Raw genomic sequence first — 17135 nt, 5'->3', positions numbered from 1 at the left:
GCCGAGCTTACAACGTGACATTCTAGCGCTTTCGTGCTAACAAACGCGCGTGTTACACGTAGCTTCGTGTACAGTGCTACCTTCCTCCGGATGACTTAACGTCGCTGGCCTGCCTGCTCAACAATCCTGCCACGCAACTGATGAACCTGTCGGTCTATAAAGCTCTTTTTCGTTGTTCGCCATATCCGTATCTCGTGATGGATACGAACCTCATAATCATTGGCGCCAGTGGAACTTACCTTCGTTCAGTGAAACGTACCGAAGAAGAGATTGTGGGACAGTACCTCTTCGATGCGTTTCCTCCGAATCCTGCCGACCCGGATTCGACGAATATGGCAGAGGTCAAGGCATCGATTGCAAGAGCTCTGTCAAAGTGCGAGGCTGACACAACTCCTTTCCTGAGGTATTCGGTTCCGGTTGAGACTAAAACAGGAGCAGTATTCGAAGAGCGGCTCTGGAGTACTGTGCACACGCCCGTAATGGACGACACCGGCAAGCCAATCTTCCTGTTTCAAAACGCCATCGATGTAACTAGTCTGTACCAGTTTGATAAAGCAACAAATACTCCTGTCCTTAAAAGTAAGCCTTTTAGCCAGTCTGAAGCGGGTGCGTTCAATCAAGCTCAGATGCATGAGGCGTTATCCAGAATCCTGAACAACGAACGTGAGCATCTTCGTAGCCTCTTTGACCAGGCGCCAGGGTTCGTAGCTGTGCTAATGGGACCCAAGCACGTCTTCGAGCTTGCAAACAGTGCTTACTATCAGCTGGTCGGTCATCGCGACATTATTGGCAAGACAGTGTGGAAGGCTCTTCCTGAAGTAGCCGGCCAAGGTTTTGAAGAGTTCCTCCATAGTGTGTACACGACCGGGCAACCTTGGCGTACGAACAAAATGCCAATCGCGCTACAGCGCGTGCCGAATGGTCCGTTGATTCAAAGGTACATTGACCTGGTGTACGAACCCTATCGCGATGGAGAAGGGAACACAATCGGTATCTTTGCGCAAGGGTACGACGTTACTGAAGCAGTCGAAGCTGAAGCCGCAAAACAGGAAAGTGAGGAACGGCTAAGAGACGGTTTGGATGCAGCGAAAATGGTGGTTTGGGACTGGGACCTAGCTACTGGTCACCTGAAATACTCGGACAATACCTTGAGTGTACTAGGCATTACACCAGAGACAATGGGAGCAGTTGGTCAGTATATACACCCAGACGACCGTGAGCTCACACGCCAGGCGCATGAACAGGCGGTTGCAGGTGAAGGTAGCTACCAAATCACTATCCGTTTCATCCGTCCAGACACTGGTCAACAAATTTGGGTGGATAGCCGCGGGCGGGTTCGGTACGACATGCGTGGTAACCCAACCGGGATTCGTGGAGTTACCGTTGATGTTACGGAGCGGTATGAAGCCGAAATCGAGTTACGTGATGCTAGTCGGCGCAAAGACGAGTTTCTCGCGATGTTGGCGCATGAGCTCCGCAATCCGCTTGCCCCTATATCTACAGCCGCTGAGATGCTGAAGTTAATCGCTCATGGGGACCCTAAGGTCACGCGCGCTAGTGAGGTCATTGCGAGGCAGGTCAAGCACATGACGGCCCTCGTAGACGATTTGCTTGACGCATCGCGTGTAACACGCGGCCTAGTACAAATCGAAAAACAACCTGTTGATATCAAGGTTGTCATAAGTAGCGCAGTTGAACAAGCGCGTCCGCTGATTCAAGCTAAGAATCATTCCCTAACTGTGGAGAACAGCTCCTCTGACTTGATTGTCCTGGGAGACCGGACACGCCTCGTTCAAATCATCACGAACCTGCTGAACAATGCTGCAAAGTACACACCCGAAAGAGGAGAAATCGTACTGCGCGTGTCACGTCAGGCCGACCGCGCCTGCATCGAGGTGGTGGATAACGGTATCGGTATCGGACCAGACCTATTGCCGCATGTTTTCGAGCTCTTTACGCAAGCTCAACGAACACCAGACCGTTCGCAAGGTGGTCTAGGCATTGGCTTAGCTCTAGTTAAGACAATGGTCCACCTACATGGCGGTGAGGTGACAGCCGTAAGCTTAGGGGTTGGGACTGGAAGCAAATTTACGGTGGTGCTACCTGCGGTTTAACCCGCTTCGGCGAACGTGCCTCTTTTGAGCACGGAGAACTCATAAAGGTGGCTCGAAAAGCTCTGGGAACAGGACCATGAGTGTCTCGTCATGCTGGGTGTCTTCCGCATACTTAGCGTCGCCCACCCTCATGGCAGCTCGATACTTCTTCACTCGGTCGGCCCATCGGTGGCTTCGGTCTTCTGCCTCGAGTTGCGGTCCACGGTCATATGCTAGAAGTGCGCGACGAAAGATGGGAAGGAAAGTCGGGTGACCACTCGCAATGCGATGGGCTACCTCGATAAATTTCTTGTAACGCCAACCTACCACTTCCCCATACTTCGCTGAGTACAAAGCGTCTATTAAAGCACTTGGCGGAGGCCCGGAGAATTTGCGTAAGCGCACGCCGCACTTACGAAGACCAACGTAGAACTGCTGCCAAATCCTCACGCTCTCTGAACTGTTCCTGTCGGGACTTGTCCATGCGTGCTCAAATTGCTCACGAAGTTTGGTCAGGTTGAACGTGGCTGCATTATGTAGGTCATTGCGAGCTTGCTCGAAGTCGAAGTAGTACGCGCGCTGCTTGGTCAAGTCCAAGGTCAAATCTCGAAATGAGACAGTCTTCCGCCGCAAAGGGCTCTCGGCATCGCCTTCCCGCGGCTCGCTCCAGACACATGTCATGCAGAGTTCAGACAGTTCGTCAGACGCAATCCTTGTCTCGTCGCTCACGATGAACGCATTCTGATTATTGTTGTAGAAGACATCGTCCTGAGTAAGGCGCCGGCCGATATCCGGAAAGTCTGCAAAAACCCAGAACAGCAATCCACCGTTACGCAGGTAGAACTCGCGTCGCTCGACAATGACGTCAAGGAACGTAGTCGACAGCTGTACCTCGAACACTACTGGTATTTGCGTCCCCTGGGTGTCAGTGTAAATAGCTCGCACATCAGGCTTGCGCCATTGGCCGTTTACTGTGTCAGTCCAGCGTTCCTCTGTTTCGATTCCGTGAAAGCACGAGTCAGCCTGGAGAGAGCTTACTAGAAGCTGCTTCATCCGTTGGTGCAGCCGGCTTTCTTTGGCGCCGTTGTATTTTCTGGCGTTGATTTCTTTCTGGGTCAGATTTCCTCTAGTTACTGCAGAGCAGCGCCCGTCCTCCAAGATGTGCTTAAAGTAGAAGCAGCGGGAGCTTGGATGCATGAGGAGGTTGACTGGAACGCTGCACTCCGAGCAAACGAACAGCGGCTCGCTCTTTAACTGAGCTAGCTTGATTTCTGCGCGCAGTCGGATAACATCACTGAAGTCCGCGTCGACCGCCTGTTGGAGCGTTAGATACTCACCAGTCTCAAGATTGAGAACCTCAGGGATTTCTGGTCGCTCTACCGCTAACGACGCAACTTGATGGGGTATTGAAGGCTGCTGCAGCATGCAAGGGCGATGAGGTAAGAAAATTGCTCGCTCACGCGATAGTAACCCAGTCTTAATGGGCGTCCAGACGTCGGCGACTGCGATACCACAACGACATTGCCTGATGTGCTGCAGTGTTCACTAATAAGCCGGCAGGCGCTTGCTTGCGCACCTCGAACTGACCTGACTCATGGATAACTTGGCGCCAACTGCTGCAACCGTATCGCTTAGGTCGTTGCTCCGGCGCGTTCTCTGACATCCAAAGAATTGCTGCGCTTAAGTCAGTCCAGCTGTTATTAGCGAGACAATCTTCCGCGTCGCGAAGTCCTTGAACGATGCCCGCTCTTGACCAATCTACTGTCTTATCTGGATGAATTCCATCCAGAACATCTTTGAACTCACGTTCACTCAACAGGGATACTAGTTTCGCCTGTATCTCTTCTAGGCTTTGGTTCCAAGTGCGCAAGAGAGTCAAGTTCTCTTCAATGTTTGCATGACTCTGCTGCAGGAAGCTTTCAGCTTTGGTGCAACCTTCAAGACTATTTAAGTCGAACTTGTGTATGAAATGGTGCACCAACTCGTTGCGCAAGGAAACGAGCTGTTCCAAGGCCGGCTTCACTACAGCATAACGTTCTTGAGAAAAGACAATCTGCGCATGGGCTTCTACCCATGCGATGTTGTTAGCCGGCTCGGGAACCGTCCTCTCCAGGTCGCTCGCGTTCTCTACCGCGAAGAATGTCTTGGTCAGGTTTCCAACAAGCTCCCCCATCATCTTCTTTTGAAGTGAAGAGCTCTTCTTCTGTAGTAGTTCGGGTATCTCAGCAGGAGGTCCCGAGATATGCCCCTTCAAAAGCATCTGCTTGAGCAGTGCTTCATACTCTTGGAGACGTAGGAGGGAGAGTCCTAGTAGGCGCTGTACTGAAGATTGCTTATCTGCCTGAATTCGGCTTACTTCACTCTGGCAGTTACTCATGGTTCGCTAACTCGTGGGAGATGTGGTTGAGCGCAGGTACTAAGTACACGGCACACTTAGGCTTATAGACATGTCCGTAGGATATCGGGGTTCCCCTGGCTGAGTAAAGCAACTGGCCTGCTACAACTACAGTTTATCGTGCTAGTGCGTCACTTCAGTATTTGCCCTCCTGGGAAACCGTCACCAGAATGTTGCTGTGGGAACCATGCAGCGAGCCGGTCAATTAGACATTTGGCCTGGCGAAACTTCTCCGCTTACTTGCTCGCATCAACGACTGGCTGTAGCGCTGAAGCGTCCAAGCACTCTGCGCTGAATAAGCTAGGATGAGAACAATCCTGCTCAGCTACCATTCGGAGGCTCAATGAAGCTAGCGTTCACGTTACTCTTGATGACCGTCGTCAGCAGCAAAGTCGCGGCGCAGACACAAACGAAAGTACCACGTGAATTCCATGGCGAGTGGAACATGCGTGTTGCCGACTGCGGTAGGGCTCTCAACGACTCGGTACTAGAAATTCGTAGCAATAAAATTACTTATTACGAAAGCTCTGGGCCGGTACATGCAGTCATCAAGCGTGGACGCCAGCTTGCACTCCTTGCTGAGTTATCTGGGGAGGGAGAAACTAGGGTCCACGCAGCGCATTTTCGTCTGTCGCGCGACGGACGAACTTTAACGGATGAGCTAAGCGCCCCGCCCCTTGTACGCTACCGGTGTCCCACTCGGCGCGCTAGCAAGTAACGCTTCTGCTCAGCATCGGAGGAAATGCTTGTGAGTCGAATAGTTTCCTTCCTTCGAGCTGTTCTTGTTCTGTGCATTGCCACAGTTGCCTTAACGTACTTCTCGTTAGCTGTTCCCGGGAGCGTTACGGCGGTATGCAGTAACGTGGACCTTCCAGTGTACTGCTCAGTACTCGCCTACGGTTTTCCACTACCGTTCATTGCGGATAGTCAAGCAGTGTCGCCGCTGGGTTCAATCGCTAGAGACCCACTTTCTTTGTTGGTAGGGTTAGACGACATCCTTTGGCCTCAACTGGGTATTTCGGCGTTATTCTGGACTGTAATATCTGTTGTAGCAAAGGTAGCTTGGGTCCGTCTGAGAGGCAATTAATGCACAGCCGGCCCTATCAGTTTCGACTAAATATTGAGCTAAGCCTGCTAACTAACGTCAGACAACCAATCATGACATTCAGGCTCGCATTAATCGGTGAGAAGCCTGGCCGCTTCGATGCTGCTCTATTACTTCAACCATATCATGGACACTTATTGGTTTCAAAAAAAATTTATCGAAACCAGAATCGATAGCCTTTTGCTCCACATTAGTTTCAGAGTAACCCGTAAGTGCCACAATTAATGTAGATTTCATTTCAGGCATCAATCTTAGTTTTTGGCAGAATTTAAAACCATCCATCTCGTGAAAAACCAAGGAGCTAAATACGACATTCGGAGGCGTTAGTTTGATAATACTAAATGCCTCGCTAGGCTCTTTTGCCGTACAAACGGAATAGCCCTGCCCAAACAAAAATATTTCGAAAAGGTTACGAACATCATTGTCTCGCTCGACAAGCAAGATGCGTGTACCCGAAAAATTTTCCATTGCTCAACCTTTAGATTCGCAAAATGGTCGGCAGTCTACAGGAATATCTATCGAAAAAGTCGTGCCTCGTTCAATAGTACTATCCAAGACAATGCTACCAGCGTGGCTTTCTGCTGCTGCACGAACATACGGCAAACCGATGCCCCATCCCTGCTGTTGTATAATCTGCTGACTTTTTACTCTACGAAACATTTGAAAAATGTTTTCCTGTTCCTCAGACGGAATTGGTGCTCCTTCATTATGGACAGACAATACCAGCCTTCCATGGGTTTCAACTGCATTTACAGTAATGGGAGACGGCTTCTTTCCATATTTAATCGCATTGCTTAAAATATTCTCCAATGCTCGCTTCATCACGCTCCAATCCCACCACCCAACAATCGGAGCGCCATCAACAAGCACAATACGCTCATCTCGAAATGCTAGCTCAACTTGAACTTCTTTTATAAGCTTTCGAATATCAAAACTCAAGAGACGGAGCGATATTTTCTCACCTGAGTGGAATGCCATTGTGTGCAGCAACTCATCAATCATTCCACTCATTCGATGCACATTTTCAAGCGCTTTAACCGCAAATACCCGTGCTTTAGCAAAATCTTCGACTGACAATATGAGCTCGAGTGCTGAAGATGTCGTGCCTAATGGTCCCCTTAAGTCATGGGTCAGCGCTGCTGCAAAACGTTCGCGTAAAGCTCTGTCGACCACAGCGAATCCACCTACTGCTTCCTTAATTGCTATGTCGAGCGATGAATTAATAGTTAGAACATCTGAGGGACTGAGCTGTACGCCTTTACGATATAAAACGTCAAATATCACCCATCGCAGCAACTGGTACTCATCTATTAGATTTTCATGAGCATATTCAGTTAGACGCGCACGCTCTCCACCATGCTGCGATGCTATATCGGTACCTTCTGTAGCAATCATGCGTGGATAGCCAGGCGTCAACGATTGCGCAATGTTGTCATAAAACGCTGGCAACGTGTCTATAAGAATTGGATGCGGCAGAGGTCTTGCTTTATCCAGCTCAGCCCGAACGCGAGCTTCCCACTCTTCAAAAACCGTTTCTCGAAGTTCGAGCATTTTTCGAGATACTGTAGACAAGCCGTCGTTGCCAAGCTGTGGGTCTGTTGAGAATGCCATAAAGAAATCTATCGATTCGCAGAAGCTGATTAAGCCAAGCGCTCGATACCGTCCGAAATACAATACAACGTTAATGTTTCGATTTTGCGAACACTGCTAGGACGTCGGCTAGCATTACAGGTTTGACCAAGAAGTGGTCAAATCCAGCTTTATTAGCACGCAGTCTATCTTCTGCTTGACCATAACCAGTTAGTGCAACGAAAATAGAAGAAGCCGTTTCTGGAAAAGCGCGCAACTTAGCGGCTAACTCATAGCCGTCCATGCCTGGCAGACCAATATCTAGGAACAAAACAGCCGGCGACGTGTCGCGCGCCAGTTTTAAGGCGTCCTGCCCACTGTGAGCAATAACCACTTCATGACCTGTCGCCTCTAGCAACAGCTGCAATGTCTCTGCAGCGTCTTTGTTGTCTTCAACCAATAGAACCTTCGTCCCCACAGAGAACAGAGGCAAGCGGTCTGAAATAATACAAGTTGATGATAATTCGGAAGATATTACTCGCGGCAGCTTGACGGTAAATCGGCTTCCCTTGCCTATCCCTTCACTATCGGCTGAGACTTTCCCGCCCTGCAGTTCAAGTAAGCTTTTTACAAGAGAAAGTCCTAGCCCGAGGCCGCCCTGAGCACGGTCTGGGGACCTCTCCGCTTGGGTAAACAAGTTGAAAATGTAGGGTAGCAGAGTTGGCGCTATGCCTGTTCCATTATCTTGCACAATTACCTCGACATGTGCATCGTCAGCAACAACACTAACTTGAATATGCCCATGTTCTGGCGTGTATTTCGCGGCGTTGTTGAGGATGTTCGAGAAGACCTGAATCATACGAGTTCGGTCCCCCTTTACTAGTAGATGTACCTCTGGAAGTTGCACAACTAAGTTTTGCCGTTTAGTTTCGATTAGTGGACGAACCTGCTCTATAGCACCCTCGAGTAAGGTGCACACGCTCAGCAGCTCTTCTTGCAGCGTCACAAGTCCTCGAGTCACACGCGAAACGTCAAGCAAGTCGTCGACAAGTTCAGTCATGTGCTCAACTTGTCGCGTGATGACGTCGCTACTCTTTCGTACAAGCGCTTCATTGGAAGAGCTAATTTTGAGCAATGAAGCCGCGGTAGCGATTGGAGCAAGTGGATTCCGCAATTCGTGTGCCAGCATTGCAAGGAACTCGTCCTTGCGCCGACTGGCCGCACGCAACTCGCTCTCGCTCTTCTGTAACGCTCGGTGTACTTTAACTGTTTGGGTAACGTCACTTCCTTCGACAAAGATACCGGTGACATTTCCTCGGTAGTCAAACGTCGGCTGGTAGATGAAATTCACGAAACGCTCTTCAAGGCCACTGTCGGCCTGCCGCTGCAGAAGCACCGACACTTCATTGCCGAAATACGGCTGACCTGTGGCATACACCTTGTCAAGCAGCTCGAAGAAGCCTTGGCCATCCAATTCAGGCAGCGCTTCACGTATGGGTTTGCCAAGAATGTCTCGCCGGCCGACAAGTTGCGTGTAGGCGTCGTTAGCGATATCGAAAATATGATTCTCGCCTCGAAGGACAGCAATGATGCCTGGCGCCTGCTGGAACAAGTGCTGCAAGCGCGTAAGCTCTGCTGCACGATGCCTCTCAGCCAAAACTTGCTCGGTTGTCTCCTGGCATGCGCAGAACATACCACCTACGAGACCATTCTCATCACGTACGGGAGAGTATGAGAAGGTAAAGCACGCCTCCTCATCATGTCCGTTACGGTTCATGGTGAAAGGAAGGTTCTCATAGTAGACCGCATGTCCTTGCAGAGCTTGCTCAATGATAGGCAGAATGTCAGTCCAGATTTCGGGCCAAACGTCTACGAAACGACACCCCAGACCCTTCGGATGCTTAGCACCGAGGATTTCTGCATAGGCATCGTTGTACAGAAAACCTAGCTCATCTCCCCATGCAACGAACATGGGAAATTTCGAGTTCAGCATCATGCTGACAATAGCTCGCAATGACTGAGGCCACGTATCAGGCGAGCCAAGTGGCGAGCTCGACCAGTCATGACCTCGCATCAGAGCCCCTACTTCCCCGCCATTGACCAAGAATGTGTGAGCTGGGATGAGAGGTGGACTCATGCTGTTACTACCTTAGGAGTACTAGAATTGGACCAAAGATAATATATGGCAACATGCATACATCTAACCTTCGTTTGTGAAATCTGCATGAGCGGAAGAAACAAAAAAGCCGAGCTAGACAGCTCGGCTTTCGTTAGGTAGCAGACTAGTTAAGCAGCACAAGCTTCATACTGAGCTTCGGCTTCTTCCATAGCCTGAATGCTGATTTCAGCGTTACGAATAGCGTACTTCACCGACTCGTCACGTTGGTCCATCGTGCGCAGTTCCGCAAGCCAATCGGTCCAAACTTCTTTCGGTTCACCCAAGATTGGGCTTTCAAGAAAAATCATATCAAGCTCCTTTCTGAGCTACGCCAATCACAACGGCGTTGATGAGTACTTCAATGTCTGCAAGAGGAAGAAGATTATACCGTAACTTCTGCTCTCTGCTCAGTTCATACGTGTAGCGAATGAGCTTAGCCCTATCATACCCTAAGTTCAAGATATGGTTGACAAACTCGTTAGGGATGCGCCTCATCATCCCCGGCTCCACTCGTACCTTTGCAAACGTCTTGTAGCCAGCCTCTAAGAGGTCCGCAAAGTCGCGCTTACGTAGCGTCTCCGCACGATACCACTCTCCCGCGTGACCATGGGCGTACTTGAACATAGTCCTAGGCAGGTTCGCCAGGTTACGAAGGTCTCCAGAGGATAGACTAGAGCCGCCAGGATGGTTGTGATGAATCACACCTCTACTGCGTTTGTCCTTGAGCTTAGTGACCATGTTTGTAGGGATAGCAACCTTGTTCGGATGATTGCTAGTATGCCGGCCCAACACTTTGCCTGAGCGCAGACAGTATCCGACCAAGTACTCGAAACCGGTCCGGCGTCCGTTTCCTACAACATACGCCCTACTGTGAGAGTCCAGTAACTTCCTACGCCTTGCCGAAATCAAGGTAACGCCTCTGTCTATCCCGAAGAACCGAACAGTATAGCAGTTGTAACGAACAAGTCCTAACGTTAGAGACTTGTTGTTGCGAGAGCAATACGCTTGTGCCACGCGATGGTATGGAAGGCAAGCTAAGGCCCTTAAGTCGCTAGGACACTACATTTCCCCAACTTCGCTGCCGAAGGACAGCAAATTAAGGTCTCGTTCTGCTTGCTTCATCAAGCTTTATGCATGTGGCTATACGTGTCAGGACAACAACGAAGACCGACATGGAAGACCTCCTTATCAAAACTGGCCTCATCATCCTCATCTGCTCGCCAACCGCATCAATCATCGCGTTCGGCATCTGTAATGGTGTATACGCTCGTACAGACAAACATCCCAAATATCCAGACAAGAGAGAGCTTGACCGGCGCGAGTACGAGACGATGCTACGGCACCGACGAAGAGCAAAGCTAGAGAAACAATTCAGTACCTCGCTGCACCCTTAGTTAAGCAATAGACATAATTTGCCCCTTGAGCGAAGACTCAAGGGGCTTTCAAATGGCTAACAACTTGAATGGAGGGCGCTGCAGTTGACTGCCATCATGATTAGCGGGACAAAAGTAGGTTGCAATACATAACTGAAGAGTGCCATGCGACAATAGCAAAGGAGATTCGACTGAAATATGCATAAGTTAGCAACCCTGCGCAACCTAAAGCCCGCACCCTTCTTTGTGATACCTGGCCTTGCTACCGAGCTTGGCCAGGCTACCGCTCGCCTGTGCTGGAGTCCAGCCTTCGCAATCTACCTGCTGTTAAGTGGCCAATCTCATGGTACTCCTGAGTGGGCTGCAGCTTGGCTACTTACGACTTGCCAATTCTTGTACGCCCTTCTCGCCTGGTGCTTTGTTGTCCTGAAGTTTGGTCATGCAAATTCACGCCAGATGGGTTCGACGTTCCTCGACCACGTGCACTTCGCGGCCCTACTCTATCTCACAGGTGAAATTGCAGCACCGTTCATATTCATGCCCTTGATGCAGACGTTCGGAGCCGGCCTACGCTATGAGAGGACGCATGCTGTATTCGCCAAGCTGGTTGGCTCGACGCTCACATGCGCAGCGTTGCTGTACTCGCCCTACTGGGCTCAGTATCCGACTGTTCGGGTGGGGCTGATAATTGCCGTCGTCTTCCTGCCCTTCTACGTCTTCCGTTTGACTGATGCGCTCGCATTGAAGATGCGCACTGACTCACTGACAGGGCTAAGAAATCGGATTAGCTTTGATGAGCTTATAGACGAAGCATGCAATGGCGCCGTTACCGCAAAACGCGACAGTGCCGTTATCCTTCTCGACTTGGACGGATTTAAGCAGATTAACGATGTCCAGGGGCACGACGGGGGCGACCTAGTACTGAAGCATGTTGCGTACTGGCTGAGCTTCGAACTGAGTGAGTACGGCACAACTGCACGATTTGGCGGCGATGAGTTCGCTGTCATCGCTAACTCTATGCAAAGCCGTAATGAACTCGAGGCTGCACTAGAACGCTTCCTGGCGCGAACCGCAGAAATTGGTAAGCTCTTCAATAGTCCGCTCGGCGCAAGCATTGGCGTCTACTACTTGGAGGCGGGAATCGGGACAACTTCGCGATTCGCGTTCAAAGCAGCGGACCAGCTGATGTACAGGGCAAAGTCACTTGGAAAGAACCAGTACGTCACCTCGACGAATCATGCGTTCTCCAAAATTGGTGAGTTGGTTGAATCGAGTCTCCTTCCACCAACCTCCGGTGAAGGCTGCAGAGCAAATCGAGGCTTATCCTACCAACTGGACCGGCATCAGCCCTGCCAACCTTAAGCTGGAAAGACGACAACGCTGCTCACGCTCATGTTGTTAGCCGGAGCCTGCGGCAACTTAGGGCATCTAACAAAGCCCCCAGGACAAGCTGTATCGTCGCAGACAGTACGCTTCTATGGCAAGACCATGCAACGCCGCTATGGGGGGTTAGTTGGGTGCTTTAAGCAAAAAAAACCCGGAAGGACGCCGGGTTCAAGTGCCGAGGATGTCAAGCGGGCCAACCACAGTGCGGCACGACACGTTGGAACTATAGCAGCGAGCGTTACAGGTGCAAACACAATACAACGTGGAAAGGCTTCAGACACTCAAATGCTGAAAGTCCGCGCTTAGAATCGCCGAACAATACCTCCATGGCTGCATTGCACCCTCCTGCTGAGAAATCTCTAACCTCTGTGAGGTATAGAGAACAGCGCCGCTCAAGCATGAATGCATGCAGTGCCTGTGCATTGTGTAGCGCCCTGGTTCGGGAGGAGCGTGGTTGGATATGCTATGCAAGGCCTGCGTACGATACTTAAAGCGCATCCCCGAAGCACATACCGGACTTGGTCCAGCCTAGTTGCCAACTCTAACGTGTTCGACGCAGGCCATCAATGGTCAGTCCTAGATGCCCCCGTCATTCTGACGAAGTCTTTATCCTTCTGCTCCGCGGTCCCTTTGGCAGCACTCCAGGTACCTCATCTTCCGCAGCCACAGGTATGAATAGTGTCGAAACATCTATTTTTAGCGCCTTAGCCAAACGCTCAATGTTGTCTATAGTGCAATTTCTAATCTCTCTTTCAACGTCACTAACGAATGTCCTACTGAAGCCGGCAAGGGTCGCCAACTGCTCTTGCGATAGGTTCTGGCTGACTCGACAAGCGCGAAGATTTCTGGCGAATCGGGTGCGTAGAGACAGTGTGCTATTCGTTTTTGACATCGTCTTAGCATCCATTACTGTAAGACATACGTCTACAACGCAGGACGTGACACTCTTTGCAATTCCACTGTTTAGTATTACACTGTTTACGTGACGTATTAGGTGCGTATGTAGGTCGGTTTATCGCCACGGCTTCTCCATTTTTAGATGTAATTTGTATAGCAACCGTATCCATCATGCCACTGCAAAACTCTGCATCGGAAACTTTAGCTACAACGCAACACTGGATGCGCTACATCCAAAGGCTCGATAACGGCGAGTTGCTTCCTCATCGGCTACCCGTTGACACTTTGATTTTTCTCGCGCGAGTGTTAGCGATGTATAAGGGTAATGCGCTCTACGACGGTGAAATGAAAGGGGTACGGGAACTGATGTACCGTTGGATTGAGCGCTTGCTTATCGCGCAAGGCCTGGCACGCTTTCGTACTTTTCAGAAGCATTGGAAGGTTTTGCTTCCAGCGCTTACTGACGAACTAGAGCACTGGATTCGGCAGGCACTCTTGACACGACAAATCGGCTACCCGCTTACCCATGCGCATATCAGCGTCCTCTTCGAGGATGCGTTTGCCGAAGTCGAGCACGTCGTATGAACATTGTAGAAGTGTCATGGTCGACCGGTACCAGGCAATCGGGTGTTTGCTGTGTATGCCGCTGGGCTAAGCATGTCTGATACACCTGACTACGCCGAAGTACCTGCTGACTATCCATACCATCCGATGCATGGGGCGGTCTCCGGGTATCAGCCGAAGCTGCTCTTGACTACTTCTGCGAACGGCAAGTTCTACAGCCCAGGCAACGCGCCGCACGAACGCTGGCACGACTGGAATTACAGCACTGCCCTTGCCTCTGCAATGACGCAAAAGTGTCTCGAATCGAAAGCCGGAAAACGGGCACACATGAGCGAAGCAGAAATCATCTTGCAGTACTACCAACGGGCGGTCAAAGCGAACGGTCGATATGGCACCGAGGAGCAGCTCAAGTGGGCGTTCACGCAGGTAGCGAGAGATTTAGCCTGGCCGCTTCCAGAGGCTTGCCGGCTGATGGTTGGCCAGAGCACTGACTAGAGAGCCACTTGCGACCGAGCTAAAAATAGATGAACCTTGAACCCGTCATATTCTTGAACTTCGACGACGCGCTGGCCATTCACAAGTTCAGTGACAACGCCCGAGTGTTAGACGTCAATGCCATGGCAATTGTCGATGCATTCCCCGACCTCTGGCTTGACGTACTCGACAGTGCAGCACGGCGAAATTTACAGACGTTGCACAAGGAATTTCAGCCGCGCTATGTGATTAGCTCATCTTGGACATCTCATCTAAACCTAGAAGAGATGGAAAGAATGCTGAAGCGTTGTGGCCTGAAGTTTGTGGCGCTCAACCTTCGCAAGCAGTGGTGCACTCCCCGTAATGAGACCTCAAGCAGGTTGAGCGAAATTGAAGCTTGGCTCGAACTCGAAGCGTGGGAGGAAGACCATGCCTACGTCATCATTGACGACCACGCGTAGGGAGCAGCGTTGTCTGGGTCCTGGCTAGAAGATAGGACAGTGCTCTGCGACGCATCGGTTGGCTTTAGTGCCACGAAGCTAAGCGCAGCTCGCGAGATACTGCACGGCCAATGTCAATGAGCCTAGTAGTCGTGTGGCTCTCGCCTACGGCGCTGAAGTATGTGCGATGCCGCCTACCGCTCGCCGATGCTGGCCCGCTTAGCGGTTTTGTGGACATGGGTAAATTGCGACGACAAACTTGATGTCTGTTGAGAAGGTGCGACTTCCTTTTTCAGATGTGTCTGGACTGGTAAGATTGTTCGTCTCAACAAAAAATGTTTGAACACATGAACGAAGAGCTGCAGGAGCTTTTGCGATTTCCTAGAGAAGACCTTGATATCGAGCTCAAGCAATGGATGGACATTCAAGACAAGAATGTGCAAGCCAAGTTTGCGAAGGAACTTCTGGCTCTTCGGAATCACGGAGGGGGATACCTCGTCATTGGATTCATAGACGGCAACCCACCAGTGCCAGACCCAAACCGTCCTGCAAGCCTCGAAAATTTCAGCACTGATTTGTTTAACACCATAATCAAGCGATATGCTGAACCGACGTTTCATTGCATGGTGCATCTTGTCGCTCATCCCGTCACAGGTGAGCTCTACCCGGTGATTGTTGTGCCAGGGGGCGCTAAGGTTCCAGTACGTTGTAAGAGCGACTCACCTGATGGGGGTAAGAGTGCCAAGCTAGACTCGTACTACATTCGCAGACCAGGCCCAGAAAGCAGCCCACCTCAGACTGGGACAGATTGGGATGGATTGCTTCAGCGATGTCTCTTGGCGCGCAAAGAAGAACTTCTTAGCTCACTAGCAGCCATACTCGGCACAGGGCCAACTGCCGGCCTTCTCGGTATACAGAGCCTGGCGAAGCCTGTTCATCCGTTCGCCGAACTGACGGCTTTCCGCGACGCGGCGGTCAAAAAACTAGAGAAGATGCAAGAGGAAAAATTACCGGAGGATGCGGGGGCGCGCCTTGCGCACGGCCGGTACATCTTTTCCGCCCGCATCCTCGGAGAGTTGAAGCAGCTTAATCCGCACGAAATAGTAGACCTACTACGGGGCTTGAAGCGTTACAGCGGCTGGTCGCCGATGTACATCTTCAACCGTAAGGAGCTTGAGCCCTATCCGGCAGAAAACGATATTGTCGAATGCTGGCTAGGCCGTTCGGAGCAACGTGACCCAGGCCATGCTGACTTTTGGCGGGTCTCGCCTAGCGGTGAAATTGTGCTTATCAGAGGCCATCAGGAAGATGGTTCTGACTTCGTTAACGAAGAGGCTGGCAAACTCCCAGGAACGTTGTTCGAGCTTACCCTACCAGTCTGGAGGGTCGCCGAGTTCATCCTTCGAGTGAAGGAATTTGGTGGAAGAATGGCAGTAGGAGACTATCGCCTCCAGTTTCTGATGGAATGGGAAGGGTTGACTGGCCGCACACTGTTTAGCCATAACAGTCGCCGAATCATGTTTGGGGAGTCGACGGCGCACGATGACACATACCGAACAGAGGTGGAGGTGGCACCAGCTGAAGTTGATGCTGCCCTAGGCTCAATCGTCGCGAAGATAGTCACACCACTACTACGGAAGTTCTCGTTCTTCGAGCCGCCAACTAAGCTCGTTGACGAGGAGCTGCGTCACATGCTCGGGCGCGAGTACACCTGAGATAGCGGTAGCGCGGAGCTTCCATTCGTAGAGCACTCAGTGCTCAGGAATACTGAGCACCGCTTCCGCTCCACTCAGCGGGTTATTGCTTCCGCGGGGGCGTTAATACGCAGTTGGCCCAATCCATTAAAAATCAAATGGTTAAGCCGAATTCAGGCAGGTTCGGAGAGCATATTCATAATGAGTCGAATTACCGTCTCTTTTGCATTTGGGGCGGACTCCGCTACTAGCAGGGCAAGCGCCGCCATCCCGACGTCGTTCAGCTTAGGTGTTCCATCCATACGCGTGAGCGCGCGGTTCTGTTCCAGAAAATAAAGGAAAAGGCAGGAGCCCGCTCGCTTATTTCCATCTGACAGCGGATGGTCCTTAATGACGAAATACAGCAGATGCGCTGCCTTGGACTCCACCGTTGGATAGGCGGGAGCCCCGAATACCCATTGCTCCAGATTTCCCAGGAGTGCCGCAAGTGCGTCTTCCCGGCTCTCGCCCAAACAGGGTGGTGGCCTCATTTCGCGTGGCTAGGTCCTGCCTCAACCGCTCAATTTCCCGCTTTGCAGTTTCATATGTAAGCAGGAACCCGGCTCGGTGCCAGAAGGCTCGACGAGCGAACCTTCGTCGTATTGCTGCAAGAGCAAGTACGTTCGAGGGTATCGGGTAATGACATCCACCAGCCCCTTACCTTGGCTGGTCGTCAACTCTTGACTGCTCGCAGCCTTGCGCGCCAGTTCCAAGGCCGCTTCCAGCTCGGCACGATTGTCTGTCAGCCGGCGCTGGTTGACTGTGTATCCCTTGACGAGATGGTCTCGAAGCGTCGTCGTTGCCCAGATGCGAAATCTGGTGCCTTGCTGCGATTTGACGCGATAGCCGACAGAAATAATGACGTCGAGATTGTAGTGCTCGACGTCTCGAGTCACTTGTCTTGCACCTTCTTGGCGAACTATCCGGAAATTCCGGATAGTTGCCTTT

The 17135-nt window shown here is 51.2% G+C and carries 15 protein-coding genes; 6 read left to right on the top strand and 9 right to left on the bottom strand.

Annotation, left to right across the window (positions count from 1 at the left end):
• The first annotated feature begins 140 nt into the window (after positions 1 to 140).
• Positions 141 to 2114 carry a PAS domain-containing sensor histidine kinase gene (locus tag FG94_RS26285; protein ID WP_081926172.1) on the top strand — a complete coding sequence of 658 codons (1974 nt, stop codon included), beginning with the start codon at positions 141 to 143 and terminating at the stop codon, positions 2112 to 2114.
• A gap of 39 nt (positions 2115 to 2153) precedes the next feature.
• Here the strand turns inward: FG94_RS26285 and FG94_RS24115 are convergent, their stop codons facing one another.
• The 6 genes from FG94_RS24115 to FG94_RS24095 all read right to left on the bottom strand — a co-directional run bounded on the left by FG94_RS24115 (position 2154) and on the right by FG94_RS24095 (position 9628).
• Positions 2154 to 3518 carry a DUF6035 family protein gene (locus FG94_RS24115; protein WP_036216943.1) on the bottom strand — a complete coding sequence of 455 codons (1365 nt, stop codon included), beginning with the start codon at positions 3516 to 3518 and terminating at the stop codon, positions 2154 to 2156.
• A gap of 52 nt (positions 3519 to 3570) precedes the next feature.
• Entirely contained in the window at positions 3571 to 4470 is a 900-nt protein-coding gene (locus FG94_RS24110) for an OST-HTH/LOTUS domain-containing protein (RefSeq protein WP_081926171.1), read from the bottom strand.
• A gap of 1183 nt (positions 4471 to 5653) precedes the next feature.
• Positions 5654 to 6061: a two-component system response regulator gene (locus FG94_RS26895; protein ID WP_081926170.1), complete on the bottom strand. Its 408-nt coding sequence runs from the start codon at positions 6059 to 6061 to the stop codon at positions 5654 to 5656.
• 3 nt (positions 6062 to 6064) lie between these two features.
• Entirely contained in the window at positions 6065 to 7204 is a 1140-nt protein-coding gene (locus FG94_RS26890) for a sensor histidine kinase KdpD (RefSeq protein WP_229446054.1), read from the bottom strand.
• A 70-nt stretch (positions 7205 to 7274) separates the two neighbouring features.
• Positions 7275 to 9158: an ATP-binding protein gene (locus tag FG94_RS26885; RefSeq protein WP_161783993.1), complete on the bottom strand. Its 1884-nt coding sequence runs from the start codon at positions 9156 to 9158 to the stop codon at positions 7275 to 7277.
• Positions 9159 to 9448: 290 nt separating this feature from the next.
• The gene (locus tag FG94_RS24095) at positions 9449 to 9628 is read right to left on the bottom strand and encodes a hypothetical protein (RefSeq protein ID WP_036216938.1); all 180 of its coding nucleotides are present in this window, start codon (positions 9626 to 9628) and stop codon (positions 9449 to 9451) included.
• Between the two features lie 1263 nt (positions 9629 to 10891).
• On the opposite strand from FG94_RS24095, the gene FG94_RS24085 reads away from it, so the two are divergent.
• Entirely contained in the window at positions 10892 to 12055 is a 1164-nt protein-coding gene (locus tag FG94_RS24085; protein WP_081926167.1) for a GGDEF domain-containing protein, read from the top strand.
• A 613-nt stretch (positions 12056 to 12668) separates the two neighbouring features.
• Here FG94_RS24085 and FG94_RS26880 read toward each other — a convergent pair.
• Positions 12669 to 12971: a helix-turn-helix domain-containing protein gene (locus FG94_RS26880; RefSeq protein ID WP_081926166.1), complete on the bottom strand. Its 303-nt coding sequence runs from the start codon at positions 12969 to 12971 to the stop codon at positions 12669 to 12671.
• A gap of 176 nt (positions 12972 to 13147) precedes the next feature.
• Between FG94_RS26880 and FG94_RS24080 the strand changes: the two genes are divergently transcribed.
• The 4 genes from FG94_RS24080 to FG94_RS27495 all read left to right on the top strand — a co-directional run bounded on the left by FG94_RS24080 (position 13148) and on the right by FG94_RS27495 (position 16169).
• Complete coding sequence (locus FG94_RS24080; protein WP_152571101.1) at positions 13148 to 13561, top strand: hypothetical protein; 414 nt, start codon at positions 13148 to 13150, stop codon at positions 13559 to 13561.
• Between the two features lie 72 nt (positions 13562 to 13633).
• Positions 13634 to 14035 (top strand): hypothetical protein, encoded by a 402-nt coding sequence (locus FG94_RS27500; protein WP_152571100.1) that lies wholly within the window; start codon positions 13634 to 13636, stop codon positions 14033 to 14035.
• Between the two features lie 29 nt (positions 14036 to 14064).
• The gene (locus FG94_RS24075; RefSeq protein WP_036216930.1) at positions 14065 to 14475 is read left to right on the top strand and encodes an HAD domain-containing protein; all 411 of its coding nucleotides are present in this window, start codon (positions 14065 to 14067) and stop codon (positions 14473 to 14475) included.
• Between the two features lie 314 nt (positions 14476 to 14789).
• Positions 14790 to 16169 (top strand): helix-turn-helix domain-containing protein, encoded by a 1380-nt coding sequence (locus tag FG94_RS27495; RefSeq protein WP_152571099.1) that lies wholly within the window; start codon positions 14790 to 14792, stop codon positions 16167 to 16169.
• A 152-nt stretch (positions 16170 to 16321) separates the two neighbouring features.
• Here FG94_RS27495 and FG94_RS28000 read toward each other — a convergent pair whose 3' ends face one another.
• Positions 16322 to 16660, bottom strand: coding sequence for a Fic family protein (locus FG94_RS28000; protein WP_200880026.1), 339 nt, complete (start codon positions 16658 to 16660; stop codon positions 16322 to 16324).
• Positions 16661 to 16699: 39 nt separating this feature from the next.
• Positions 16700 to 17083: a RhuM family protein gene (gene rhuM, locus FG94_RS27995; protein WP_229446053.1), complete on the bottom strand. Its 384-nt coding sequence runs from the start codon at positions 17081 to 17083 to the stop codon at positions 16700 to 16702.
• Positions 17084 to 17135: the final 52 nt, after the last annotated feature.

Source organism: Massilia sp. LC238 (genome assembly GCF_000735635.1).
Classification (GTDB): domain Bacteria; phylum Pseudomonadota; class Gammaproteobacteria; order Burkholderiales; family Burkholderiaceae_D; genus Telluria; species Telluria varians.
The sequence above is the reverse complement of the archived record's forward strand: the minus strand, read 5'-3'. Positions and strand labels throughout refer to the sequence as shown.